Consider the following 25,627-nt stretch of genomic DNA (forward strand, 5'->3'; position numbering starts at 1 on the left):
CACAGCCTGCAGCGTGCCGCGCGACCATGCCCGCCGCCTAGAGGGCAGCGCGACGGCAGCCTCGCGCCAGCGCTGGCAATCGTCACTCGCGTTGGACAATAACTCCAGTGATACTTGGTTCAAAGAGAATACCAAAGTACTTGAGATACCACGTGGGAGCATGTTAGACTGTGGCTGGCGGCGATGCGAGCGGAGGCCCATGCCCAGGCGAGGGAGAGCGGGTGGCCAGAACGGAGGACCAACCCAGCGGCGCGCCGGCGCCACCGCGGCCCCGCGCTAGCTCCGGTCGCGCGCGGGCTCAGGACGCCCAGCCGGAGCGGTCGGGCGAGGATGCCCGCCGCCGCGGCTGGTTCTGGCACTGGAACACCATCATCACCCAGTTCGCGCCGCTGATCGGCCTGAAGGGGGTCGGGCTCCTCAACTCCTACACCGTCTGGACTGACCGCCGCGACGATTCGCCCTACCACGGCTATGCCTTCCCCAGCCAACAGGCTGAGGCCACCTTCTACGGAGAGGAGCGCGCTGAACTGATCACCATCAACAAGATCCTGGTCGCCCTCGACCTGATCGAGATCCGCAAGGAGATGGTCACCCGCGCCGACGAGGCCGGCCGCCGCTGGAAAGTGCCCCACAACTTCTACCGGGTGAAGGATCGACCGGACGGCTTCGCGCTCACGCCCGAGGCCGTCCTCCGCGTCGTCGAGCTGGCCGCCCGCGACCAGGCGGTCTACCGCTACATCCGCCACATCTTCTCCACTCGCTTCGCGCCGATCGACCGCGACAACGTCTGGCACCAGATCCTGCCGCTCGTGCGGCAGCACCCCACCTGGCAGCGGCTGGCTGCGCGCGCCGCCGACGAGGAGGCTCGCGCCTCCGCTCGTACCCGCGCCGGCCACGCCCGGCGCCGCCAGCTCCAGTCACCTGAGGCAGTGACTGATAGTCATGACCGGCCAGCAGAGAGCGAGGCACCTCTCAGCTCTGTTGGTGGGAGCAACCATGGTTCACAGCCCGCTGTTGCACCGAGCAACAACGGTCCGCCGGCGGGTGTTGCCCGGAGCAACAGTGGTTCGGCCGCTCTCGAGGAAGGCAGTGTTGATGGGCGCAACGAAGATCGGAGGAGCAGCGTTGCACAGTCCAACACGACGTATAACCAAGAGCAAGTCACTACTACCACGACTGAGCGTATCGATCACGAGGGCGATCCTCGCGAGGCTGTGCCACCCGCTCCGGCCACCGTTAGCCGATTGCTGCCCCCAGCCGAGCTCGCGTCCGGCCCACTGCCCGAGCCTTCGCCCGAGGTGGTCACCTGCTACGAGGCCGCCAACGGCCGCCCGGCGACACCGCTCGAGCGCCAGCTCCTCGGTGAGCTCGAACGGGAGTTCAGCGAGGCGGTTCGGTCGCGAGGCGCCGAGCCCTCGGACTGGCTGGTGGCAGCCATCCGCGAGGCGGTCAGCAGCGGGTCGAGCTTCGTCGCGCCGAAGCGGATCCGCGAGATCCTGGCCCGCTGGGTCGCGGAGGGCGTTCCCGGCTCGTCCGGGCCGATTGGGGTCTTCCCCGAGCAAGGGGATGATCCGGTTCGGCCGGGCTCGCCGGCAGACGGACGCGAGGTGAACACGAGCGATGGGCCGTCCCTGGTGCGGATGCTGGATTCGACTTCCGTGCCGCCCCGTGGATCGCGGCTCCGTCGTGGCCAGCAGATCGATGCTCGTCGCGCGATGCAACGCCCGATAAGTGGCTCGTCCCTCGAGGCGCAGGGGGCGATCGACCCGGGATCGCCAGCGAGCGGGCCGGAGTTCGCCTCGCTCCCGCCGGAGGTCGTCCAGCGGCTGGCTACCGCGCTGACCGCCGCCCTCGGTATCCCGATCCAGTTCGTGACCCCTGCATCGCAAGAGACTGCTCCTCTACACCCGCCGCCGGCCACGGCCGCCCTCCCTGATATGCCCACCGTGCCGCCTGTCCACCTGCCGGGCGGGCTCACCAACCACCAGCTCTGGGCGATGGCCCAGGAGTTGCTGCAGGCGCGGCTTTCGGCCGCGAGCTTCGAGAGCTGGATCCGGCCCGCCGTGCTCCTGGGTGTGTCGGAGAGCGGCGACTTCCTCGTCGGCGCGCCGAGCCAGGCAGCCTGCCGACGGCTAGAGGGACGCCTCCGGCCTGCCGTCGAAGTGGCGCTCTCGGAACTGCTCGGCCGGCCGGTCGCTATCCGAGCGGTCGTCCTCCAGGAGTGGTTCCGCCGCGCGGGCGTCGATCGCTCGCCTGAGCAGGACGAGTCACCCGCTTCACCGGGCTAGCTGACTCGCGCGCCGCGCCTGGTCGGCCGCACGAACAATGCCAGCGTTCCCGCTCGGCAGCGGCCCGTGCCCGGTGCTCCCCACCGTCGAGGTCGGGGTGTGAGGGCAGGCGCGGAGGATGGCATGAGCCAGCTACGATGGCCGGGGACCAATCTCCGGGCACCGGTCCCTGGAGTGGGAGGCCCTGGTAACCACTGGGGAGGCGTGGCGATGAAGGCACACGCTCGCTTTGTGCGCCGTGCCCATTGTCCATAGCGGAACACTCGGCTGCTCTAGAACGGATGATCGTATATCTGGCGGGGCAGCTCGCCAGTGCTGGGAAGGAGGGAGACGAGGCGGATCTGAGAGAGCGCCGACCTGCCAGGAGCGTTGGGTAGCGACGTGCCGGCTCGCTGCGAGGCCTGCCGCGCAACGTTCAGGCCTGAAGAGAGGAAGCCGTCATGAGCCTCGGTGTCAGAAGTGTCGGCATCTACATGGGCGACCAGGATCGGGCCAAGGAGTTCTGGACGCAGGTGATGGGTTTCGACTTGCTCCAGGACACCCCGATGGGAAGCGGGCCGGATGCTCCTCGCTGGATCGAGGTCGCGCCGCCCGATCGGCGCGTGATCCTGGTGCTGTATACGCCGGAGGACCAGCGAGATCGGATCGGCACATTCTCCAACGTGCTCTTCGAGTGCGACGACATCCAGTGGGCCTACCAGGAGCTGGTGGCAAGGGGAGTTGAGTTCCCGGACCCGCCGCGCCAGGAATTCTGGGGCTGGTGGGCGATGTTCCGCGATCCCGACGGGAACACCTACGGCCTCGGCCAGCGCGGTGAGTGAGCTAGTCTCCGGCGCGCGTCCGCTCGGACGGCGCTGGCCGGCGTTCGCTCTCCGCTCTCGGCTCGCCGGCTGGAAGCGTCTGCCAGAGCCAGATGGCGGCAGCCAGCAGCGTTCCTCCCAGCACGACGAAGGCCACACGGATGCTGAAGGCTGCCGCCAGCGCGGTGCCGCCTAATGGACCGACGAAGCCACCTATGGCAGTCGCGGTAGTGGTGAAACCATAGACAGCACCTCGCCGCTCCGGCGGCGTCAGATGGGCGATCAGCGCGTTGGCGGTCGGCAGCATCCCTCCGGAGGCGACACCGAAGGCGGCCTGCAGCAGGACTAGGTGCGGAACCGACTGCGCCACGGCCAGCGGCAGGTAGGTCAACCCGGCGAGCAGGCTGGTGGCGATCAGCAGCCCGCGAACGCCGAACCGGTCGCCGGCCCGGCCGATGACGACGGCCGCCACCGCGCTGGTGAGCCCGGCGATGCCGATCGAGAGGCCGGCCAGCGAGTTGACCCCGCCAGATCCCCGGGCGAGCTGCTCGACCATCAGCGGGATGATCGGCTGGAGCGCGCCGCTCGCGCTCCGCAGGGCCAGCAGGCCGATGATCACCGCCAGCAGCGCCGGCTGCCAGAGCAGATGCAGTGTGGAGAGTCCCGCGTCCCGGCTACTGGGCCCTGTAGCCGGCCGCTCGAACTCCTCCTTGACCAGCAGAAGCACGATCCAGCCACCGAGAAAGAGCATCGAGCCGGCTAGCAGGAAGGTGGCGCGGTAGCCGAGGGTATCGGCCAGCACGCCGCCGAGTAGCGGGCCGACGGCCGAGCCGGAGAAGACGGCCATCTGCATCAGCCCCAACCCGTACCCGAGCCGCTCCTTCGGCACGGTGCTGGCGGCGAGGGTCGTCGAGGCGGCGACCGTGCCGGTGAACGCTCCCTCCACGAAGCGGAGTGCCAGGAGTTGCCAGGGGCTGGTGGCCAGCGCCATCAGCGAGATCGTCAGCGACCCGGCGAACATGGCACGGAGAACCATGAGCTTGCGCCCATAGCGATCGGCGAGCGTGCCCCAGATCGGGGCCGTGATCGCCATGATCGCTGCTCCGCCGGCATTGATGGCACCGGCCCAGAGCGCCTGCTGCTCGAACGTCGTCGCGCCGAGTTCGGCGACATAGAAAGGAAGGAAGGGGGTTCGAAGGCTAAACCCGATGATCGTCAGCGTCTGGGCGACCCACAGCGCGTAGAGCGTTCTTCGCCAGGAACTCGGAGCCTCATTCACGAATGGCCATGTCTCCCCCGCCCGGGTCCGATCCCGTTGTCCCGTCGAGCGCGCCGATCGGACCGTCGTTCCCCCGCAGTCGGAGACCCGCGAGCCAGTCTACGCCGCGCGCGCCCGCCTCGCAACCGTTCAGTCACCCGAGGGGCTAGCGCTCCTGTCCTCTCGCTTGCCGTAGCGCCCTCCCGGTACTGTCGCGCCAAAGCCGGCTCTATGCGCGAGAGGATGACCTCCTTGAGGGGGCTTGGGGGCTGGAGCCCGGTGCTCGAGCGCCAGGCCAGTCCAGCGCGCATGTCCCGTGCCCCGGCATCGAGACGAAGGTTCGACTACAAATTATGTCACCATACCCTCCGGCAGCCTCTCGCCTCGTGGCGTTGACACCACGTCTGGTGGCTGCCAGACTGCTGCTATCCCGGTGAGTGCTCGCGCCGGCGCTGACCTAGGAGCTGGACGAGAGAATCCCTGATCTGGTCGAGCGCTGCCGGTATCCCCGACCTTGCCACGCCACCGAAGGAGGCTGCCATGTCCGCCCAGCCGTTCCACCTCGAGGAAGCAACGATCGAACGGATCCGCGCTGCCCTGCGCTCGCGCGAGCTCACCTGCCGCGAGCTGGTCGAGCGCTACCTCGCGCGGATCGACGCCTACGATAAGAAGGGGCCGGAGATCAACGCGATCATCACAGTGAACCCGCGCGCGCTGGACGAGGCCGACGCGCTGGATCGCGCTTTCCAGCAGACCGGCGAGCTCTCTGGCCCGCTCCATGGCATCCCCGTCCTGCTCAAGGATCAGGCCGAGACGAAGGACATCCCGACGACGTTCGGCTCGATCGCCTTCAAGGAGTACCTGCCGGCGGATGACTCGACCATCGTCAAGAAGCTGCGTGCGGCGGGTGCGATTATCCTCGCCAAGACCAGCCTGCCCGACTTCGCCACCTCCTGGTTCGCCTTCTCCTCGGCCGGCGGCGAGACCAAGAACCCCTACGCGCTGGATCGCGACCCCGGTGGCTCGAGCAGCGGCACCGGGGCCGGCGTCGCCGCCAACCTCGGCGCAGTCGGCATCGGCGAGGACACCGGCGGCTCGATCCGCGTGCCTGCCTCCTTCAACAACCTCGTCGGCCTGCGGGTCTCGACTGGCCTGATCAGCCGGGCTGGCCTTTCACCGCTGGTCGTCTTCCAGGACACGGCTGGCCCGATGACCCGCACCGTGCGCGACACCGCGATCGTGCTGGACGTGCTGGTGGGCTACGACCCGGCAGACCCCTACACCGTCGCGGCACTCTGCGCGCACATCCCCGAGACCTATATGAGCTCCCTGATCGAGGACGGGCTACGCGGCGCGCGCATCGGCGTCGTGCGGCAGGCCTTCGGCTCGGACAGCGACGCCGATTCGCGGAAGGTCAACGAGGTGGTCAACCGCGCGCTCACGACGCTGAGCGAAGCTGGCGCCGAGCTGGTCGACCCGGTGGAGATCCCCGACCTGCTGGACTTCATCGTGACGACCTCGCTCTACCTGGCGCAGTCGCGCCACGACATCAACGCATTCCTGGCTGACCGGCCGGGGGCCCCGGCGCGCACGATCGAGGAGCTGTACAGCACCAACCGGTTCCACCCGCTCCTCGACCTCTTCGCCGACATCGCCCGCGGGCCAGCCGACCCGGAGGAAGAGCCCGACTACTACAAGCGGCTGGCGGCTCGGGAGCGATTCCAGCGGACGATCCTGAACGTCATGGGCGCACACCGGCTGGATGCCCTGCTCTACCCAGACGTGCAGGTGCTGCCGCCGCTGCGCAGCGACCTCTACGCCGGGCGCTGGACGACCCTCACTTTCCCCACCAACACGCTCATCGCCTCCCAGGCCGGCCTGCCGGCTATCTCCGTGCCGGCGGGCTTCACCGCGGAGGGGATACCGGTCGGGATCGAGCTGGTGGGGAAGCTCTACGACGAGCCGACTTTGCTGCGGCTGGCCTACGCGTACGAGCAGGCCAGCGCCGCTCGCCGGCCGCCGGCCAGCGCGCCGCCGCTCCCTGGCGAGCCGTGATCGCCGCCGGCTGGCGGTCGAGCTCGTGGAGATCGTGCAGGCTGAATCGGGGCGGGCTAAGCGGGCGCGGCCGCGACCAGGTCGTCCAGGTTCGACCACTCCATCGCTCGCCGGCCCGCCTCGATCTCGTGGATCACCCGTACCGTCGCCGCGTTCACCGGCGTTGGGACACCCAGCTGCTCCCCGTGAGCGACGACGACACCGCACTGCATATCGACCTCCGTCTTGCGTCGCTTGACCCGGAGGTCCATCCAGATCCCCATGTGCGGCTTGAGCGAATCGCGCATCTCCTCGGCGAGCCGGTCGAGGACTGCCTCGGCCCGTGCCTCCCAGCCCGGACTCTCCGCGAAGGCTGTCGGGTCGAACGCTCCGATCTGCTCCAGCCGGATCCCGCGCGCCTGCGCAACTCGGACGACCTCGGCACCGGCCAGCCGGGCAGCCAGCCTGGCGCGTGGGTCACCCAGCACCTCGGCCACCGGCGCATCCACGGTCGAGACCACGAAGGCGACTGCTCCATATACGAGCTTGCCCCAGAGGTAGCCCCAGATGTTGGTGGTCAGCTCGGTCGGCATCGCGTGGCTCAGCATCGAGCGCAACTCGTGCAGCCGCGGCGTGATCGTGCCGTCCAGCTCGCCCAGCACGATCGGCCGCTCGGTCGCCAGCCGGATCAGCCCTGGCTCCAGATAGTCGGCCCCGAAATGGACGAACGCGCCCACAGTCCGCTCGGGGCCGACGAAGCGGGCGATGATCTCCTCGTTGAGACCGTTCTGCAGCGACACGATATATCCATCAGGCACCAGCAGCGGGGCGTACTGCTCCATGGCCGCTTCGGTGAAGTGCCCCTTGACGCAGAGCAGGACGATCTCCAGCGGGCCGCGCACCTCCTCCGGCAGGGCCGCCCGTACCGGGTAGCACCGATCGCCGCGGATACCGGTGATCCGCAGGCCCTCGCTGGTCATGATCCGAACGTGCTCGGGCACCACGTCGACCAGCAGGACGTCGTAGCCGGCCTGGGTCAGGAAGGCGCCGACTGTCCCACCGATCGCCCCGGCACCGATGACGGCGATGCGTGCCATCTCTGTGCTCCCTTCGCGTCGCCCGGTCTCCGGCCATCTCTGGGCTGCCTCACTGGCTGATGCTGTCGGTCTCCGGCTCTCGTCCCGCTCGGGGGGTGCCTCGCCAGGGCCGGTGAGGGCATACTATCCCACCGGCCGGGGTGACGCAGCCCGGCGATGCCCCGCTCCCGGCTCGAACATGGCGATGAGGGCGGCCGGGTTGTGGCCGCATGCCCGGCAGCGGGCCGGAGCGGGTGGTATCCTGCTGGCCGCGAACCGGGTACAGGCGGGATCCGAACCCGCCCCTGCGGAGGTGACTGTGGGGACGCTGACGGTGCGATGGTGTTCTCGGATGACGCTGCTCCTCGCGCTCCTGCTCTTCGGCTCGCTGCTGCCCGCTCCTCGAGCGAGCGCCGGCGACCCGGGCACTGGCACGGGGACAATGGCGACCGGCTGGATCGTCTGGGTCGAGCCCGGGACGTTGGGCGATCCAGGGCTGCAGCAGGCGCTGGCTGGCCTCCAGGCACGCTCCATCGCCCCGGGCGGTGACCAGCTCGTGATCGAGTTCCATGACGCGCGGCAGGCGGCCGATCGGGTGGCCCGGCTGCTCGCGCGCGCTGGGATCCGCTACCTGGAGCCCGAGGTTCGCTATTTCTTCCAGTACGAGCCGAACGACGAGCTGTTCGCCCAGCAGAGCTGGGCAGCCACCACTCGCCTCCCCGAGGCCTGGGATCTGACGACCGGCCGCGACGACCTGGTGGTGGCGGTCATCGACTCCGGGATCTATGCCGATCACCCTGACCTGGCCGGCAAAGTCCTGCCGGGGTACGACTACCTGCGTCGCGACCCGGATCCTGACGATGAGGTCGGCCATGGGACGGCGGTGGCCGGGATCATCGCGGCGCACGCGGACGATGCTCAGGGGATCGCGGGCGCGGCCGGGTCGGTGAAGCTCCTGCCGCTCAAGGTGGGCGATGCCAGCGGCGCCTCATCGGCCACCATCGCCGAGGCGATCTACGCCGCCATCGAGCAGGGCGCCGACGTGATCAACCTGAGCCTGGGAGCAGACACGCCGAGTGCCACGCTGGAGCGGGCCATCGACTACGCCTACGAGCAGCGGGTCGTCGTCGTGGCTGCCGCTGGGAACAAGCCGGATGCCGTCACCTTCCCGGCCAGCTACGCCAGGACGATCTCGGTCGGCGGCGCGGTCGCTGACGGCACTGCCCTGGCAGAGTTCTCCTCGCGGATCACCCGGGTGGACCTCGTCGCCCCGGCGGTGAACAACCTCACCACCACCTGGAGCGACGCGGGTCCCGGCTGGGGAACCGTCTCCGGCACCTCGTTCTCAGCGCCGATCGTCTCCGGAACCGTCGCGCTGATGCGCTCGGTCCAGCCGGAGCTGACTGTCGAGCAGACCCGGAGCCTGCTCACGAGGACGGCACAGCCGCTGCAGCCGGCAGGGCAGCCTGGCACTGGTGCTGGGCTGCTCGATGCCGGGGCGGCGGTTCGACAGGCACTGCTGCCCAGCCTGGCGCGGACATGGCAGGTTGCCGACCGGCCGGTCAGTGAAGGGGTCGTCCAGCGCACCTGGCTCTGGGGCCCCTACGCCTTTGCGGTCCGGACCGAGCCGTACAACGAGTCACCCCAGGGGACCAGGCTGGTCGCCTACTACGATAAGGCGCGCATGGAGGTAACCGAACCGGAGGCGCCGCAGGACACGCCCTGGTATGTGACCAACGGGCTGCTCGTGCGCGAGCTGATCACCGGACAGGTCCAGGTTGGGGATACGACCTTCCTGCCGGCGTCCCCGGCCCAGATTCCGGTTGCCGGCGACCCGAACGATACGCTCGGCCCCACCTATGCCTCGTTTGCTCGCCTGCTCGTGGTACCGCCGCTGGAAGCGGAGGCCGTGATCGACCAGACGATCGATCGGGGTGGTCAGGTCGGCGCCGACGAGCGCCTCGCCGGCTATGGCGTGCTCGCCGGCCCGCTGATCCCGGAGACGAACCATCGCGTGGCCAGTGTCTTCTGGGAGTACCTCAACAGCCAGGGGGTACTCTATCAGGGCGGGGAGTACTTGACCGGTGCGCTCTTCGACCCGGCCTTCTACGCCACCGGCTTCCCGATCACCGAGGCCTACTGGACCAGGGCGACCGTGGCTGGAGTGGTGCGGGACGTGCTGGTGCAGTGCTTCGAGCGGCGCTGTCTCACCTATACGCCGGATAACCCGGAAGGCTGGCAGGTCGAGATGGGCAACGTGGGCCAGCACTACTATCGCTGGCGCTACGGCGAGCCGCCGTACGAGCCGTCACCTGAAGACCCTATGGCCGTGACGTTGCGGCTCAGCTAGCATCCTGTCAAGGGAGCGACGTCGCTCGCGATCTCCCCGCGACAGGTTTCGGGTGACCGGCGCGCCACTGCGCCATTGTCCCCGCTCAGCGGACGATCGCGCGCGGGATGCCCGCGACGATGGCCTCCAGCTCGGCGAGGGTTACCAGCGCCAGGTCGCCGTGCAGCGTCAGCTTCAGCGCCGCGAGCGCGACCCCGTACCGGAGCGCGCGGGCTACATCTCCGTCGTCCAGGTAGCCGTGCAGAAACCCGGCGGCGAAGGCATCCCCGGCACCGACCCGATCTACTACTGTGGCCTGCACCGGTGGGGCCTGGAAGCGCTGCCCATCGCCCGTCTGGGCGAGCGCGCCCTCATCGCCCAGCGTCAGGACCGTCACCGGCGCGTGGAACAGCTCGACCAGACCCGCCAGCACCTGGTCCGGAGAGCCATCGAGGCCCCAGATGGTCGACGCGTCGCCACGCCCGCAGATGAGCACACTCGCGGCGCGGCAGAAGGGCGCCAGCGCCTCGGCCGCCTCGGCCGGCGTCCAGAGCAGGCTGCGGTAGTTCACGTCGAAACACAGCGGCACGCCGAGCTGCCCGGCCCGCTCGACCAGCCGTCGCGCGATCTCGCGGCAGGCGGGGCTCAAAGCCGGAGTGATGCCGGTGAGGTGCAGCAGGCGTGCCCGGGCTACCATCGAGAGGTCGATCGAGTCCGGGTCGGCTGTCGCGATCGCCGATCCGGCCCGATCGTAGAGGACCTGCGTCGGGCGGGGTGCCGCGCCGGTGTCGAGGAAATAGATGCCAACGCGCCCGCGCTCGACCCAGTGGACCGGTGAGATGTCCACTCCGTGCCAGCGCAGCTCGCCGGCGATCCGCCGCCCGAGCGGGTTCTGCGGCAGTACCGAGCACCACGCGGCGCGACGACCCAGCCGTGCCAGCGCCACCGCCACGTTCGACTCTGCCCCGCCGATCCGGACCTCGAGGCTGCTGGTCATCTCCAGCCGCTCCCCAACCGGTACCGAGAGCCGGATCATCGTCTCTCCGAAGCTCAGCACATCCCACTGCACCGGTATGTCTCCGTTCACGCGCCAATAGTGGCCAGTTCCTCCATCGAGGAGACCTCGAGTACCGGCTGCCGGCCGAGCGCGTCGATCGGGCGCCCAGAACGGTTAACCCAGCAGACGCTGAGCCCGAAGCTGGCTGCCCCCGCCACGTCGAACCCGTTCGCCGAGCAGAAGAGGATGCGTTCCGGGGGGACGACCAGCGCGGCCGGTGCCAGCGCGTAGACCGCAGGGTCCGGCTTGTAGCGCCGGACCGCGTCCGCGCTCAGAATCGCCTGGAAGTATCTCCGCAGGCCGGCGTGGCTGAGGCCGGTCTCGAGCATTGCCGGGCTCCCGTTCGAGAGCACTGCGAGTGCCCACCGGCCTGCCAGTTGCTCCAGCGCCCCGGGCACCTCCGGGAACGGGGTAAGCTCGAGCCAGCCCTGAAGCAGGGCGTCACGCTCTCCGGCAGTCGGAACGATCCCCATCTCGGCGCAGGCGGCGTCGAGCGCCTCGACCGTCACCTGCCAGAAATCGACGTAGTCCTCCAGGATGGTGCGCAGGAACGCGTGCTCGAGCTGCTTGGCCCGCCAGCGATCGAGCAATGGGGCATCTCCGGCGACCTGCCGGCAGCGCTGGGCCAGTGCGCCGATATCGGCCAGCGTGCCGTAGAGATCGAAGACGACGGCGTCGAAGTCGAGCGCCCGCCTCATTCTTCCATCCTCTCCTGGCACGAGCTGTTGTCCTCTCGCGTTCGCGACGCTCGATTCCCACTGCTTCACGCATCGATGCCAGTATCGCGAATCGCCGGTTCGTGGCCAACTGCCAGCCGCGCACTCGCCGTATCGCTTGTCGGCAATGGGCATCACCTGGCTAAACGATGGCCAGCAGTTGAACACGAAATGATCGCCAGGGAGTCTGGTCGTGCATCCGGTAGCTGAGTAGATTACGCACCAGGTTTACTCTTCATAACAGGCCAGGAGCGATCGATGCAGCTTCCGATCCGCGCGCTGCTGGTTACGACCCAATCTTCCATGGTTGATTCTGTCAAACGCGCCCTCGATCCTGGCGCCTTCCTGGTGCGAACCACGCCTTTGCTGGAGGAGGCCCTAACCCTCTGCTGGGATTGGCGGCCTCATCTGGTCATCGTCGATACGAGCCTGGCTGGGGGCAAAGCCCTGGCTCGTCTCGGCTACTCGCTTCAGAGTGTCAATATTCCCCCGGCCATGGCTGTCACCTGGCGGGATGATCCGTCCCTCAAGCTGGCGGCCCTGGAGCAGGGAGCGGATGATGTCATCTCGGTCCCCTTCTCTCCCGAAGAGTTCCTTGCCCGCGCACTGGTAATCGTGCGGCGGACCTACCGGGAGGCAGCCACCCTCACTCCGATACTCCGGATCGGCGACCTCGAGATCGATACCTTTGACCGGCGGGTACGGGTGAATGGGGTTGAACTTCGGCTGACCGCGCTGGAGCAGAGCTTGCTCTACCTGCTCGCCTCCAACGCAGGGCGGGTGCTTACCCGCGACGAGATCCTCGACACTATCTGGGGTGCCGATTACGTTGCTGAGAGCAACGTGGTCGACCGGCACGTCCACAACCTGCGCGCGAAGCTCGAGTTAGGCCGGTGTCGCTCTCATTACATCGCGACGGCGCACGGCCGGGGCTATTGCTTCACTCCCGCTGCGATGGGAGCTACCCGTCCCTCTTCGCCCTCTACCGCTCCGCTGGCCCGGCGTCGACGAGGCGAGATCCGCCAGCCTGGATTGGCAGTCCAGGAGAGCCACTAGCGCCTCGCGACCGTCCCCCTGGCGCCTTCCAACGCCTGGCCCAGTGGAGTCCTGAGCCGCCCCATGCAGGGCGGCTCAGGTTGTCGTCGATAAACCATGCCTGGCAGGTTCTCCTCAACCTTCACTGATCAGGTAAAGGGTGAGAAATGACGAAACTTCATGAAGTCTCTTCATGACTTCGCTCCACCGTTTCGATCACACTGTCTTCAACGCCTGGAGAAGTGGTCAATCGATGGCTCTACAGCCATTCTGCGATGACGGCCCTGTGGAAAGGCATCCCTGATAGAGCGAAAGGAGACCCCTCGAGCTTCCCCGAGAGTCACCGCCTGGCAACACGACATCCGTGCTGGCTGGCAAGTGCGGCCACGCAGTCGTGACCGGGCATCAACCGAGCAGGGAGGGAATCCGCCCATGATACGGTCGATCGTGTCAACGAGCCTCAGCTATCGGCTCCTAGTCCTCGTTGTCGCCGCGTTGCTGGTCTTTCTCGGCGTGCGCCAGATGCAGGGCGTTGCCCTCGATGTCCTGCCCGAGTTCAAGCCGCCGACCGTAGAGGTTCGAACGGAAGCCCTCGGCCTCTCCGCGGCGGAGGTGGAAGAGATCATCACTACCCCGATCGAGAAGGACTTGCTCCCGGGAATGCCGTGGCTCGACACCTACTACTCCGAATCGCTCCCCGGCTTATCGCGGATCGTCCTCGTCTTCGAGCCCGGCACCGACCCGATGCACGCGCGCCAGCTAGTGCAGGAGCGCCTGACTGCGGCGTTTGGGTTGCCGAACGCCGCTGACCGTCCACCAGAGATGCTCCAGCCGCTTTCGTCAACGAACCGGGTCTTGATGGTGCGCCTGAGCTCGCAGGAGCTGTCACCGATCGAGATGTCCGTGCTCGCCCGCTGGACGATCCGGCCCCGCCTGCTGGCCGTGCCCGGTGTCGCTAACGTCTCGATCTGGGGCCAGCGAGAACGCCAGCTCCAGGTACGCGTCGATCCCGAGACCCTGCACGAGCACGGCGTCACGCTCCAGCAGGTCATCGAGACGACCGGGAATGCGCTGTGGGTCTCGCCGCTGACGTTCGTCGAGGCGTCGACGCCCGGATCCGGCGGGTTTATCGATACGCCCCAGCAGCGACTCGGGATCTACCATCGCTCGCCCATCAGGACGGCCGAGGACCTCGCTCAGGTAATCCTAGAGGGCGAGCAGGGGCAGATCCCGGCGGCTGACGGCCAGCCATTGCGCCTGGGTGACATAGCCCAGGTCGTCGAGGACCACCAATTGCTGATCGGCGACGCGGTTGCCGAGGAGGGCCCCGCCGGCTTGATCCTGATGATCGAGAAGTTGCCAGAGGCCAACACGCTGGAGGTAACGCGGGGGGTGGAGCAGGCGCTGGCCGAGCTGCAGCCGGGGCTGCCGGGCATCGAGATCGACCCCACCATCTTTCGTCCGGCCTCCTACATCGAGCTCTCGCTGGACAACCTGAACCGCTCGCTGCTGCTGAGCCTGCTGCTGGTGGCGCTGATTCTGGCGTTCTTCCTGTTCGAGTGGCGCTCGGCGCTGATCTCGATCGTGGCGATTCCGCTATCGCTGGTGGCGGCGGGGCTGGTGCTGGCGGTGCGTGGGGCGACGGTGAACACGATGGTGCTGGCGGGGTTCATCATCGCGATTGGGGTGGTGGTGGACGATGCGATCATCGACATTGAGAACATCGTGCGGCGGCTGCGGGAGCGGCGGCGGGCGGGGGCGACGCAATCGACCCAGGCCATCATCCTCGATGCCTCCCTCGAGGTCCGCAGCGCCATCATCTACGCCACGCTGATCGACGCCGCGGCGGTGATCCCGGTCTTCTTCCTTGGAGGGCTGACGGGGGCGTTTTTCAAGCCGCTGGCGTTGTCGTATGCGCTGGCGGTGCTGGCGTCGATGCTGGTGGCGATGACGGTGACGCCGGCGCTGGCGCTGCTGCTGCTGCGTGGGGCGCCGTTGGAGAAGCGGGAGCCGCCGGTGGTGCGGTGGCTGCAGCGGGGGTATGGGTGGGTGCTGGAGCGGATCATCCGCCGCCCCCTCTGGGCCTACGTCACCGTGGCCATCATCGCCGCGGTCGGCCTGTACTCCGCCTCGCATCTCGGGCAATCCCTGCTGCCGGAATTCAAGGAGCGCGACTTCCTGATGCACTGGCTGACCAAGCCCGGCACTTCCCAGCCGGAGATGGTGCGCATCACCACACGCGCCAGCCGGGAGCTGCGCGCCATCCCCGGCGTGCGCAACTTCGGAGCGCACATCGGCCAGGCGTTGCAAGGCGACGAGGTGGTCGGTATCGACTTCGGGGAGAACTGGATCAGTGTCGACCCCAACGTCGACTACGACAAGACGCGCGCTGCCATCCAGGAGGTCGTCGACGGCTATCCCGGTCTCTACCGCGATGTCCAGACCTATCTGAAAGAGCGGATACGGGAGGTGCTGACCGGATCGGGCGAGGCTGTCGTCGTGCGCATCTACGGGCAGGATCTCGAGGTCCTGCGCGAGAAGGCACACGAGATCGAGCAGCGGATCGCGACGGTCGAGGGGATCGTCGAGGAGCACGTTGAGCATCAGGTCGAAATCCCGCAGATCGAGGTCCAGGTCGACCTCGCCGCTGCCCAGCGCCACGGCCTCAAGCCGGGCGATGTCCGCCGCGCCGCCGCAACCTTCATGGCGGGTGAAGAAGTCGGCGATATCTTCTGGGAGGGCAAGACCTACGACGTGTGGGTCTGGTCGGCGCCGGAGAAGCGCGCGAGCGTGACTGACCTGGAAAACCTCCTCATCGACACCCCTTCCGGTGACCAGGTCCGCCTTGCCGACATCGCGGATGTCCGTCTCGCGCCCACCCCGAACGTGATCAAGCACGAGAACGTACGCCGGTACATCGATGTAACCGCCAACGTGCGCGGGCGCGATCTCGGCTCAGTGGTGCACGACGTGCACGAGCAGCTCGAGCAAGTCTCCTTCCCGCTGGAGTACCACGCGACGGTGCTGGGCGAGTTCGCCGAGCGCCAGGCGGCCCAGCGCACCCTGCTCACCTTCGCCCTGGCCGCGGTCGTGCTGATCTTCCTGCTCTTGCAGGCCTCCTTCGGGAGCTGGCGGCTGGCGGCGCTGATCTTTCTGACGCTGCCCTCGGCGCTGGTGGGGGGCGTGCTGGCGGTGCTGGTCTCGGACCGGACGATCTCGCTGGGGTCGCTGGTGGGGTTTCTGACGGTGCTGGGGATAGCGGGGCGGAACGGGATCATGCTGCTGAGTCACTACCAGCACTTGGAGCGGGAGGAGGGGGAGGTCTTCGGGCCGGGGCTGGTGCTGCGGGGGGCGAGGGAGCGGCTCTCGCCTATCCTGATGACCGCCTCCACGACTGGACTGGCCCTGGTACCGCTCATCGTCGCCGGGAGCATCCCGGGCCATGAGATCGAGTACCCGATGGCGGTGGTGATTCTGGGTGGGCTGGTGACTTCCACCTTGCTCAACCTGTTCGTCGTCCCCTCGCTGTACCTGCACTTCGCGCGGAGATGGAAGCGAGTCGAAGACTCTGGCCCGGCGACAGCCGGCGCTGCGGATTGAGAGATCCACGGAAGGAGAGCCATCGCCATGCGTCCTGGAAGGCGAACGAGAAGAGCCCTTCGACCAATGCTCGTGCTGGCGATCGCCCTGCTGCTCGGCTCCTGCTCGATAGCCGAATCCGCAACCACCGGTTCGACGGAGGCCACCTCGACCGAACCTGTGACTGGGGCCTCCGAGCCTCCTCGACTCGAGAACTTCGACCCGGCGCTCTTCGATGAGAGCTCGACGACGATCGATAACCAGTGGTGGCCGCTGACGCCGGGTACCCAGTTCATCTACGAGGGTACCAGCATCGAGAACGAGGAGACGATCGCGCATCGCCTGGTCGTTACCGTCACCGACCTGACCAAGCAGATCGCCGGGGTCCGTACGCTGGTCATCCTGGAGCAGGATTACCAGGACGACCGGCTGGTGGAGGCCGAGCTGGCCTTCTTCGCGCAGGACCGGGACGGGAACGTCTGGCACTTCGGCCAGTACCGCGAGACCTACGACGAGAAGGAATTCGTCGGTGGGCGCGTCTTCGTCCAGGGGATTCCGGAGGGTGCTCGCGCCGGTATCATGGTGCAGGGTGATCCCCGCCCGAACACTCCCGACTACTCGCAGGGTTACGGACCCCCTCCCTACAACTGGACCGACCGGGCACGCGTCTCCGAGCTCGGCGCGAAGGTATCGGTTGCTTACGGCAGCTTCGATGACGTGCTCGTGATCGAGGAGTTCAACGCGGAGGAGCCAGGTGCTTTCCAACTGAAGTACTACGCACGGGGTGTTGGCCTGGTCCAGGTCGGCTGGCGCGGCAACGACCCGAACCAGGAGGAGCTGGAGCTGGTCGACGTCGTGAAACTGGAGGGCGACGCCCTGACTGAAGCTCGGGACAAGGCGCTCGAGCTCGAGGAGCGGGCGTATTTGTACGCCAGCACGCCACCGGCCGAGGTGCTCCAGACCGGTAATTAACGCGCGCTCGCCCGCCGAGCGGCAATCGAGGCCGCATGGCAAGCCGGCGTCACCCCGGATCGAAAGCTGGCAATGAAGGGATGGGTTCGTCATGATCTCTGAGAACGACGCAGCCGCAAGACGGGCTTCGGATCCGGTCACCCAGGAGCCGATCCTGGAGGCTGAGCACCTGAAGAAGTCCTACGGCGGGAGGCCAGCACTCCGCGACCTGTCGTTCACCCTGGCGCCCGGCCGTATCCTGGGTTTCCTCGGCCCGAACGGGGCTGGAAAGACGACCTCGATCCGGATCCTGACAACGATCCTGGAGCCCGATGAGGGCCACTTCGCCATCGCCGGGATCAGCTCTCGCTATCCCGAGCGGATCCGCGCCAGGATCGGGGTTCTGCCGGAAAGCCAGGGGTACCCCAAGGAGATGACAGGGATCGACTACCTGGTCTACTTCGGCCAGCACTACGGGTGGACGTCCAGCGAGGCCAGGCAGATCGGCTGGGCGCTCCTGGAGGTCGTTGGACTACAGCACCGGGCGAGGTCGCTGATCGGCAGCTACAGCCGCGGGATGCGACAGCGGCTGGGGATCGCGCGCGCCCTCGTGAACGATCCTGCTGTCGTCTTTCTCGACGAGCCGACGCTCGGCCTGGATCCACGAGGCCAGCAGGAGCTCCTGGCGCTGATCCGGCGGATCGCGCGTGAGCGTGGTGCCGCGGTTATCCTCTGCAGCCATCTCCTCTCGGAGATCGAGAGCGTGTGCGACGACGTGGTGATCTTGAGCGTAGGCCAGGTGGTCGCCAGAGGTTCGGTAACCGAGGTCATCGGGCAGGCCCGCGGGAACGGCGTGCGCATTCAGGTTCCGCTCTCGGCCGTGGCAGAGGCTGAACAGGTACTGGAAGCGTTGCCGGACGTCATCCGGGTCGTGCCGAAGGGGCAGGGGTCCGGCTGGATCCAGGTCGAGCTTCTGGACGGTGCGCCCGAAGACAACACCGCGAACAACGCTGTCCTGGAGGCGCTTATCCAGGCGAAGATCCCCATCCTGACGTTCGAGGCCGAAGGCAGCCGACTGCAGGAGGTGTTCCTCCAGCTTACCGAGGAGGCGATCCGATGAGCGAGGCAGCGATTGCGCACCGTGGCAGGATCGATCGCGCAGGTTCCTGGCGGCTGGTCCTGGCGAGAGAGCTGGCCGATCTCTGGCTCGGGGGGAAGGCACTGGTCCTCCTGACGCTCTTCAGCATCCTTCTGGGTGTCACGGCGTACCTGATGGCGACCAACAACGAGCTGCGGCTCATTCCCATCAAGGAGATCGCCTATCTGATGCTCAAGCTCACCGTCGCGTTCGGCATTTTCATGAGCCTCATCATCGGCGCGGACAGCATCAGCGGTGAGCGGGAGCGTGGCACGCTGGAAGGGCTCCTTTTGACGCCAACGAGTCGCCGCCAGATCGTGATCGGCAAGTTCCTCGCAGCCCTCTCCCCGTGGCCGCCCGCCTTCGTCATTGCTATCCCCCTGATCGCCGTGCTCTGCCGGGACAGCCAGGTGGTGAGCTGGGCGCTGCTATGGGGCGGTATCCTGGGGACCATCCTGGTGGTCGGCGTCACCGGCCTGGCCATGCTCGTGAGCTTCTGGTCGAGTTCGAACCGGACCAGCATCGCGGTGAGCCTGATCATCTATCTCGTCTTCTTGCTCCCCACCCAATTCCCCGGGCAGGCCCAGACCGGAGCGTTCGGAGACCTGCTCCAGAAATGGAATCCGCTGGAGGCCTCCAATGTGTTTCTCGCCAAGGTCATCGTGAACAACCGGAGCGTCGAGGAGATGGCCTCCTGGTTGCTAGCGCCGATCCTGTTCGCTGTCCTCACCCTCGGTCTGCTCTTCCTGTATGCCAGCCCGGGTCTCCGCCTGGAGCCCGGCAGGGCGCGGACGCGGGCGAACTGGGGCCGGGCGGCCAGCTTCGCTGCGATCGCCTGGCTCCCAATCACGCTTGCGCTCTCGTTCGCGATGACCCTCCCGACCGCGGCAGCGACCAGCTCCGAATCGCCCGTGCAGATCGCTGTCGACCGCGAGTGGGCAACGGCCAGGACCGGCGACGAGGTCGAGTTCACGACGCTGGTGACGAATGCTGGTTCGGAGACTTCCCCGCCGCTGATCGTAGCCATGAACATCATCAATCTCCAGGGAGAGGTGGTCGACCCTGAGGACTGGTCCCCACAGCGGACACAGTCCATCGAGCCGCTAGCGGCGGGCGCGTCGATCGAGCACACCTGGACCATCGACGCGATCCTGAAGGGCGACTATATGGTGTACATGGTTGTCGTCCCCCAGCCTGCCGGTCCGGAGTCCACCAGCGTGCCTGTCGCGAGTTCGGGTATTCACCTCACTGTAACGCCGTTTACCCGGATCAACCCCCGAGGGGTTCTGCCGCTCGCGGTCGGCATCCCGCTCGGGCTGACGGCGAGCACGGCGCTGCTTCGCTGGCGCCGGCGGCGAGCGATCGCTGCTGGGGAAGGAGAGGCGTAGCCTGGCAGCCGGCGTTGCCGTCTGATCGTTAGGGGCCGAAGAGAAGCGAACGAGTCGAACGATCGGGAGATTGTGCAATCGTGAGCAACCCGGAGCTGTTGCGGCCGTTGTACTAGATGAGAGGCAGCGCGCTTCGTGCGGGTGAGGGCGGCTCGTCCTCCTGGGCGAGCGGTGACCGCCGGCGCCGCTCCCCGAGATCGCGTTTGGTGAATACCGTGTGGAAATGGTCCCTGTTCCTGCTGGTCGCGGTTCTCGTTACGGTCAGTCTTCTCCCCGTCCAGCAGGCAGCGAGTGCCCCGTTCGCCAGCCCCGCGTTCGAACAGCTCTGGTCTGCCCAGAAGGGAGCGCGCATCGACCCCTGGGGTAGCACTCCGCTCGCCTGGAGGGTCGAGCCCTACGCGAACGCCCCCGGGGGCCGGCGGCTGGTCCAGTACTTCGACCGCGGGCGGATGGAGCTTCAGAGTCGCGGCGGCGCGGGGAACCAGGACGTCACCCAGGGATTGCTGGCGTGGGAGATGACGACGGGTCAGGTCGCGCTCGGCGATGCCCTGACCCGCCCGCTGGCGCCGCCGGTCATGTCGATCGATGGCGGTGACCCTGATCCCGGTGTTCCCACGTATGCTGGCCTGTCTCGCGTCGTGCAGCAGCCGGAGGCGGACCGGAGCAGCAGCCCTGAGCCGATCAGCGAGTGGATCGATGCCGACGGCCAGGTCTCGGACGCGCCGCCGCCGGTCCCGATCCGAATTGGCCAGTATGTGTCTGCTACCGGCCACAACCTTCCCCAGGTGACGGTCGATCTCCTCAACAGCCGGCCGTTCGGTGATGTCTCCTGGATGGATGTCCTGGGGTATCCGATCAGCGAGCCGTACTGGGCCCTCTACCGGCACGACGGGGCTGCCTCGCCATCGTTGATCCAGGTGTTCCAGCGCCGGATCCTGGTCTATACGCCCGGACTGGAGCCGGATCGGCAGTTTACGGTACCGAACACCGGGCGCCACTACTACCGCTGGCGCTACGGGGCAGAGGCCACCCAGTTGTGGCCGGACGTTCGTCCAGGGCGTCCAGTCCAGCACATCGTTGTGTCCCCCGGCCTCCAGGCCGGCATCTACGCCGAGGGCATCGAAAGCCCGATCGGCCTTGCGCTGTCGCCCGACGGCCAGCTCCTGATCCTGACGGCCGCTGGTACGCTGTTGAAGGTCAACGGCGAGGACGCGAGCGGTGCCGCGAGCAGCTTCACGACCTTCGCGAGCGGCCTGGTGAACCCGCGCGGCTTGGCTGTCTACGATGGGTGGGTCTACGCCAGCGACGATCGGGGGTTGATCCGCTTCATGGATGCCGACGGCGACGGCGTCGCCGAGCGTTCGGACCGGCTCTCGGCCGAGATCTCCCCGTTGCCGGGTCCGGCTGGAGCGCCGGTCATCGACGAGCAGGGCCGCATCTTCGTCGCTGGGGTGCCGCGTGGCGCCCTCTTGCTGAGCGCCGAGGCCCAGCAGCCACGCGTCTACCAGGTGACTCCACCGACCGTCAGCCCGGTCGGTGGCGAATTCCGGCAGCCAGGGCCGCTGATGGCCTGGGGTCGCCTCCTCCTGGCCATGGAGCATGCGGACGCGGCTCCGGCCCGGCTCGTGCGCGTGAGCACGGGCGACGGCACCGCTGCGCTGGCGGACGAGCCGGTGTTGACCTTGCCTGAGGGGTTCGTTGCCAGCGCGGCGCTGGTCTATTCCAGCCAGCTCTGGCCCGAGTTGATCCCGGGGACCATCTTCATCGCCGCCCGCGGCAGTGACCAGGGTGTGGTGTTCCAGGGACTCCCCACCACTGGCGATGCCGCTCCCGAGGTGTCCGAGTTTGCCACCGGGTTCATCGACCCGTCGGCGCTGGCCGTGGGGCTGGATGGAACGGTCTACGTGGCCGACGCGGCGGCGAGCCAGGTGATCAAGATCACGCCACGAACTATCGACACGCGCTAGCCCTCGGCCGGCCCACCGTTGGTCTTGCCCTCTCCTAGCTCCCGCGCGCGCCGGTAGGCCGCCCAGACGGCGCGCGCGATGACCGTCCGCAGCCCGCCCTTCTCCATCTCGTACAGCGCCGCGGCCGACGTCCCACCCGGCGTGGTGACCATGTTCCGCAGCTCGGCCGGGTGCCGGCCCGACTCCCGGGCGTAGAGCACCGAGCCGAGCAGGGTCTGCTGCACGAGCTGCTCGGCGATGGCGCGCGGGAAGCCGAGATGAACGCCAGCATCGATCAGGGCTTCCATGATCAGGAAGACGTAGGCCGGGCCAGTGCCGCTCAGCGCGGTCGCCATGTCGATCGCGTCCTCGCTGTCGACTCGGATCGCTAGCCCCATCGACTCGAGCACGGCTTCGACTAGTCCCTGCCCTGCCTCGTCTACCGCCGGAGCGGGATACCAGGTCGTCGCCCCGAAGCCGATCTGCGCTGGCGTGTTCGGCATCGAGCGCACGATGAGCGCATGCTGCAGCCCGCGGCTCAGCCGCTCGATCGTGGCCCCGGCGATGATCGAGAGCACCACCTGGCCTGGCGCAAGCTGGCCGGCTAGGTCGCGAATGACCGCGTCGAGCGACTGGGGCTTAACCGCGAGCACAACCAGGTCGGCTCCCTGAATCGCCTCGCGGTTATCCGCCGTCATCTTCAGGCCGAGCTTTGCCTGGAGCTCGCTCCGGCGCTTCGGATTCGGCTCGCCGCCGGTGAGCTGGTGGACGCTGACCAGCTCCGCCCGCAGCAGGGCCGACGCCATCGCTTCGCCCATGACGCCGCAGCCGATAAAGGCGATTCGCTTATCACGCAGCACGGCATGCCGATCGCTTCTCACGGCAGTACCTCTCCTTACGATCGCTCGTTGAGAGATGAACGGGGCTTAGGCGGCGGCCTCCGGGGCTGCCTGCGTCCAGCCGGGGTATTGGGGCTCAGGCGGTCCGGCCGGGTGAGCAGGCAGGTGCCGGAAGCCGCCCATTAGGGTCAGGGGAAGCGCTCTCGTGCCGGCAGGGCAGCAGGACGTGAATCCTGCCGGCCATGACCGCGTGGGGCACGCGGGATCGATCGAGCGGTACGCTGTCGCGATCCGTGCGCATAGACGAGCGGACGCCAATCACGAGCGCCACGAGTTCGACGCGTCCATTCTAGCCCAGTCCCCCGAATTTTCCCAAGGGGTACCGCTGGCCAGCGGCCTGTCAGATGCGCTCGTCTCCTTCGAGCTCGAAGTCCTCGTAGTACTCGCCCTCCTCGACGAAGGCTTCGATGAACTCGACCAGCCGATCCAGCGCCGTCTCGATGATTCGCTCGCCGAATTCGACGGAGGCCGCCCGCGCGTCTCCGAGCGCGCCGTTCGCGGTGATCTCGTCGAAGGTATAGGGCACGTGGACCGGTCCCGACCAGCGGGCGTGCGGGTACTCCTGTTGCAGGAGTTCCCCTGGGCTCAGCGCCTCGGTGCGCACAGCCCAGGGAGCCAGGTAGAGGAGTTGGCTCGTCTCGCTCTCGCAGGCATGACCGATCACCGCGGCCTTCTTGCCGGCCTGCACCACATCGCTCGCCAGCTCGCTGATAGAGACCCAGGCCGCCAGCACGTCCAGCTCGCGTCGCAAGCGCGCCACTAGCAGATCGAGCGCTGGCCGGTTGCCGCCATGCCCATTGATGAACAGGAACCGGTCGAACCCGTGCTCGGAGAGGCTCTCGACCACCTCGTAGAGCACCTGGGTGAACGTCTCCGGCGCGAGCGTGATCGTCCCCGGGAAGCTCATGTGATGCGGCGACACGCCGTAGGGCATGACCGGCGCCACCAGTACTTCGGGGTAGAGTCGCTCGGCCAGGCGAAGCGCGAACTCGTGCGCCCGAATACTGTCGGTCCCGAACGTGGTGTTCGGCCCGTGCTGCTCGGTCGACCCGACGGGGATGACCACCAGGCTGATCTCGGAGCTGGCTGCCTCCAGCTCCGGCCAGGTCAGCTCCCAGAGCACGTAGCGGTTGCGCCCCTCCTCCATGACGGCCCCACCCTTCAGTAGCAGTGTACCGACCAGCAACCGGTAGCCCCGCATAGTACCATGCATGCCGGGATCGTGAAAGCCAGCGCGAGGGAGTGTCGCTGCCGATGTCAACATCCCCGACCAGGCAGACGAAGGAGACAGCCGCGCCCGACACGCGCTACCCGCCGATCAGCGACTACGGCGCGATCGGCGATGGACGCAGCATCGCGCTGGTATCCCGGCGCGGCTCGGTCGACTGGTGGTGCCTGCCCCGCTTCGACAGTGACCCCGTCTTTGCCCGGCTGCTGGATGCTGACCTGGGTGGCTACTTTGCCATCGAGCCGCTGGAGCCGGCCGAGACGCGGCGCCGCTACCGCCCCGACACCAATATCCTGGAGACCGAATTCCACACCGCCTCCGGCCGCGTGCTGATCGTCGACTTCATGCCGGCGCTCACCGAGCGACAGAAGAAGATTTTCCCCGTGCCGTACCGGATGCTGGTCCGCCGGTTACGCTGCCATGCCGGCCGGGTAACGCTGCGCATCACCGTCCGCCTGCGCCCGAGCTTCGGGCGGCGCACTCCGGATGTCCAGCGGCTCCAGCCGGCCTGGTACTCGATCGGCTGGGCTGACCAGCTCTGCATCCTGTACAGCCAGGTGCCGCTCGAGATCCGTGGCGGCACCCTGACCGGGTCGATCACGCTCGAGCAGGGCCAGCGGCTCGACCTGGCCTTGGCCTACTCGCCGGAAGCCCCGGCCGAGCTGCCGATCCCCCAGCATTTCGACCTCCTCGAGCGGCTGACCGAAGACTTCTGGTGCACCTGGGTCGGGCACTGCTGGTACCGCGGGCCGTATCGCGACGCGGTGATCCGTAGCGCCCTGGCGCTCAAGTTGATGATCTACGCTCCATCAGGGGCCATCATCGCCGCGCCGACCACCTCCTTGCCCGAATACATCGGCGGCGTGCGCAACTGGGATTACCGCTACTGCTGGCTACGCGACGCGGCGTTCACCGTGCGCGTGCTCCTGAACCTGGGTTTCCACCGCGAGGCTGACGCCTTCGTCGACTGGCTGCTCCATGCTACCCGGCTCACCCATCCGGAGCTGCAGGTGGTCTACTCCATCTACGGCGAGACGCACCTGCCCGAGCGACTGCTGACCGACCTCGAGGGCTACCGGGGCTCGCGCCCAGTGCGCGTCGGCAACGACGCGTCCAGGCAGTTCCAGCTCGACGTCTACGGCGAGGTGCTGGACGCGCTCGCGATCTACCGGCGTACCGGCAGGCCGCTCGAGCGCGATGACCACACCCTTATCCGCGGCCTGGCGAGCGTGATTATGCGGCGCTGGCAAGAGCCCGACGATGGCATCTGGGAAGTCCGCTCTGGCCGCGCGCACCACGTGCACTCTAAGGCGATGTGCGCCGTCGGCCTGCGGCGGGTGCGCGAGCTGGCCCGCCTCGACGGCTTCTCGATCCCCGAGGGGGAGATCGCCCGTACCGAGGCGGCCATCGAAGACTGGATACTGCGGCACGGCTACGACCCGGAGCTGGGCGCGTTCGTCAGTGTGCCAGGGCGAGGGCTCGACGCCGCGCTCCTGGTGCTCGCGCTCATTGACTGCTTCCTCTCCCCGCGTGACCCCCGCGTCGTCGGCACCGTGGAGGCGATCGCCCGCTACCTGGCGCGGGGCGAGCTGGTCTATCGCTATCTCCGCGAGGACGGGTTGCCTGGCCCGGAAGGCGCCTTCGTGATCTGCTCCTTCTGGCTGGCTGCGGCGCTGGCCCGCATCGGCCAGCTCGAGCGGGCGTTCGAGCACTTCGAGCGGCTGCTGCAGCGCGCGAACGACCTGGGGCTGCTGGCCGAGGAGATCGATCCGGCGAGCGGCGAGCAGCTCGGGAACTTTCCCCAGGCGTTCAGCCATATCGGTCTGATCGATACGGCGCTGGCGCTGGAGGAGCTGAGCGGCCGGGAGCGCCTGCCAGTATCGGTCGCCGCCTCCTGAGAGGGGG

At 67.7% G+C, this 25,627-nt stretch carries 17 protein-coding genes; 11 read left to right on the forward strand and 6 right to left on the reverse strand.

Annotation, left to right across the window (positions count from 1 at the left end; translation table 11 throughout):
- The first annotated feature begins 221 nt into the window (after positions 1–221).
- A complete protein-coding gene (locus NET02_RS13760; protein WP_284058003.1) occupies positions 222–2,288 on the forward strand; it encodes a hypothetical protein in 2,067 nt (688 codons plus the stop codon).
- 440 nt (positions 2,289–2,728) lie between these two features.
- Complete coding sequence (locus tag NET02_RS13765) at positions 2,729–3,109, forward strand: VOC family protein (protein WP_284058004.1); 381 nt, start codon at positions 2,729–2,731, stop codon at positions 3,107–3,109.
- A gap of 1 nt (position 3,110) precedes the next feature.
- On the opposite strand, the gene NET02_RS13770 is transcribed toward NET02_RS13765, so the two are convergent.
- The gene (locus NET02_RS13770; RefSeq protein WP_284058005.1) at positions 3,111–4,367 is read right to left on the reverse strand and encodes an MFS transporter; all 1,257 of its coding nucleotides are present in this window, start codon (positions 4,365–4,367) and stop codon (positions 3,111–3,113) included.
- 519 nt (positions 4,368–4,886) lie between these two features.
- Between NET02_RS13770 and NET02_RS13775 the strand changes: the two genes are divergently transcribed.
- Entirely contained in the window at positions 4,887–6,401 is a 1,515-nt protein-coding gene (locus tag NET02_RS13775) for an amidase (RefSeq protein WP_284058006.1), read from the forward strand.
- A 56-nt stretch (positions 6,402–6,457) separates the two neighbouring features.
- Here the strand turns inward: NET02_RS13775 and NET02_RS13780 are convergent, their stop codons facing one another.
- A complete protein-coding gene (locus NET02_RS13780; RefSeq protein ID WP_284058007.1) occupies positions 6,458–7,477 on the reverse strand; it encodes a ketopantoate reductase family protein in 1,020 nt (339 codons plus the stop codon).
- Positions 7,478–7,808: 331 nt separating this feature from the next.
- Here NET02_RS13780 and NET02_RS13785 point away from each other — a divergent pair, with 331 nt between their 5' ends.
- Positions 7,809–9,806 (forward strand): S8 family peptidase, encoded by a 1,998-nt coding sequence (locus tag NET02_RS13785; RefSeq protein ID WP_284058008.1) that lies wholly within the window; start codon positions 7,809–7,811, stop codon positions 9,804–9,806.
- 85 nt (positions 9,807–9,891) lie between these two features.
- On the opposite strand, the gene NET02_RS13790 is transcribed toward NET02_RS13785, so the two are convergent.
- Entirely contained in the window at positions 9,892–10,854 is a 963-nt protein-coding gene (locus NET02_RS13790; RefSeq protein ID WP_284058009.1) for a PfkB family carbohydrate kinase, read from the reverse strand.
- A 14-nt stretch (positions 10,855–10,868) separates the two neighbouring features.
- Positions 10,869–11,540 (reverse strand): haloacid dehalogenase type II, encoded by a 672-nt coding sequence (locus NET02_RS13795; RefSeq protein ID WP_284058010.1) that lies wholly within the window; start codon positions 11,538–11,540, stop codon positions 10,869–10,871.
- Positions 11,541–11,816: 276 nt separating this feature from the next.
- On the opposite strand from NET02_RS13795, the gene NET02_RS13800 reads away from it, so the two are divergent.
- The 6 genes from NET02_RS13800 (at position 11,817) to NET02_RS13825 (ending at position 21,616) form a co-directional block, all read left to right on the forward strand.
- Positions 11,817–12,614 (forward strand): response regulator transcription factor, encoded by a 798-nt coding sequence (locus tag NET02_RS13800; RefSeq protein ID WP_284058011.1) that lies wholly within the window; start codon positions 11,817–11,819, stop codon positions 12,612–12,614.
- 411 nt (positions 12,615–13,025) lie between these two features.
- Positions 13,026–16,193, forward strand: coding sequence for an efflux RND transporter permease subunit (locus tag NET02_RS13805; protein WP_284058012.1), 3,168 nt, complete (start codon positions 13,026–13,028; stop codon positions 16,191–16,193).
- A 66-nt stretch (positions 16,194–16,259) separates the two neighbouring features.
- Positions 16,260–17,144, forward strand: a complete 885-nt coding sequence (locus NET02_RS13810) for a hypothetical protein (protein WP_284058013.1) — start codon at positions 16,260–16,262, stop codon at positions 17,142–17,144.
- A gap of 91 nt (positions 17,145–17,235) precedes the next feature.
- Positions 17,236–18,243 carry an ABC transporter ATP-binding protein gene (locus NET02_RS13815; RefSeq protein ID WP_284058014.1) on the forward strand — a complete coding sequence of 336 codons (1,008 nt, stop codon included), beginning with the start codon at positions 17,236–17,238 and terminating at the stop codon, positions 18,241–18,243.
- Complete coding sequence (locus tag NET02_RS13820; RefSeq protein ID WP_284058015.1) at positions 18,240–19,649, forward strand: ABC transporter permease subunit; 1,410 nt, start codon at positions 18,240–18,242, stop codon at positions 19,647–19,649. Before NET02_RS13815 ends, NET02_RS13820 begins: the two co-directional genes overlap by 4 nt.
- Before the next feature lie 215 nt (positions 19,650–19,864).
- Positions 19,865–21,616 (forward strand): PQQ-dependent sugar dehydrogenase family protein, encoded by a 1,752-nt coding sequence (locus NET02_RS13825; RefSeq protein WP_284058016.1) that lies wholly within the window; start codon positions 19,865–19,867, stop codon positions 21,614–21,616.
- Here NET02_RS13825 and proC read toward each other — a convergent pair.
- Together proC and NET02_RS13835 are read right to left on the reverse strand one after the other, a co-directional pair.
- Entirely contained in the window at positions 21,613–22,476 is an 864-nt protein-coding gene (gene proC / locus NET02_RS13830) for a pyrroline-5-carboxylate reductase (protein ID WP_284058017.1), read from the reverse strand. The genes NET02_RS13825 and proC overlap by 4 nt on opposite strands.
- A gap of 358 nt (positions 22,477–22,834) precedes the next feature.
- Positions 22,835–23,707: a creatininase family protein gene (locus NET02_RS13835; protein WP_284058018.1), complete on the reverse strand. Its 873-nt coding sequence runs from the start codon at positions 23,705–23,707 to the stop codon at positions 22,835–22,837.
- 41 nt (positions 23,708–23,748) lie between these two features.
- On the opposite strand from NET02_RS13835, the gene NET02_RS13840 reads away from it, so the two are divergent.
- A complete protein-coding gene (locus NET02_RS13840; protein WP_284058019.1) occupies positions 23,749–25,620 on the forward strand; it encodes a glycoside hydrolase family 15 protein in 1,872 nt (623 codons plus the stop codon).
- The last annotated feature ends 7 nt before the right edge of the window (positions 25,621–25,627 follow it).

The organism is Thermalbibacter longus (assembly GCF_023806485.1).
GTDB lineage: Bacteria > Chloroflexota > Chloroflexia > Thermomicrobiales > Thermomicrobiaceae > Thermalbibacter > Thermalbibacter longus.

What these genes read in the sequence shown, in the direction of transcription:
- NET02_RS13815 (WP_284058014.1), top strand. Translation starts at nt 17,236, where the DNA reads ATGATCTCTGAGAACGACGCAGCCGCAAGACGGGCTTCGGATCCGGTC.
- NET02_RS13810 (WP_284058013.1), top strand. Translation starts at nt 16,260, where the DNA reads ATGCTCGTGCTGGCGATCGCCCTGCTGCTCGGCTCCTGCTCGATAGCC.
- NET02_RS13765 (WP_284058004.1), top strand. Translation starts at nt 2,729, where the DNA reads ATGAGCCTCGGTGTCAGAAGTGTCGGCATCTACATGGGCGACCAGGAT.
- NET02_RS13835 (WP_284058018.1), bottom strand. Translation starts at nt 23,707, where the DNA reads ATGCATGGTACTATGCGGGGCTACCGGTTGCTGGTCGGTACACTGCTA.
- NET02_RS13820 (WP_284058015.1), top strand. Translation starts at nt 18,240, where the DNA reads ATGAGCGAGGCAGCGATTGCGCACCGTGGCAGGATCGATCGCGCAGGT.
- NET02_RS13780 (WP_284058007.1), bottom strand. Translation starts at nt 7,477, where the DNA reads ATGGCACGCATCGCCGTCATCGGTGCCGGGGCGATCGGTGGGACAGTC.
- NET02_RS13805 (WP_284058012.1), top strand. Translation starts at nt 13,026, where the DNA reads ATGATACGGTCGATCGTGTCAACGAGCCTCAGCTATCGGCTCCTAGTC.
- NET02_RS13795 (WP_284058010.1), bottom strand. Translation starts at nt 11,540, where the DNA reads ATGAGGCGGGCGCTCGACTTCGACGCCGTCGTCTTCGATCTCTACGGC.
- NET02_RS13840 (WP_284058019.1), top strand. Translation starts at nt 23,749, where the DNA reads ATGTCAACATCCCCGACCAGGCAGACGAAGGAGACAGCCGCGCCCGAC.
- NET02_RS13775 (WP_284058006.1), top strand. Translation starts at nt 4,887, where the DNA reads ATGTCCGCCCAGCCGTTCCACCTCGAGGAAGCAACGATCGAACGGATC.
- NET02_RS13785 (WP_284058008.1), top strand. Translation starts at nt 7,809, where the DNA reads ATGACGCTGCTCCTCGCGCTCCTGCTCTTCGGCTCGCTGCTGCCCGCT.
- NET02_RS13800 (WP_284058011.1), top strand. Translation starts at nt 11,817, where the DNA reads ATGCAGCTTCCGATCCGCGCGCTGCTGGTTACGACCCAATCTTCCATG.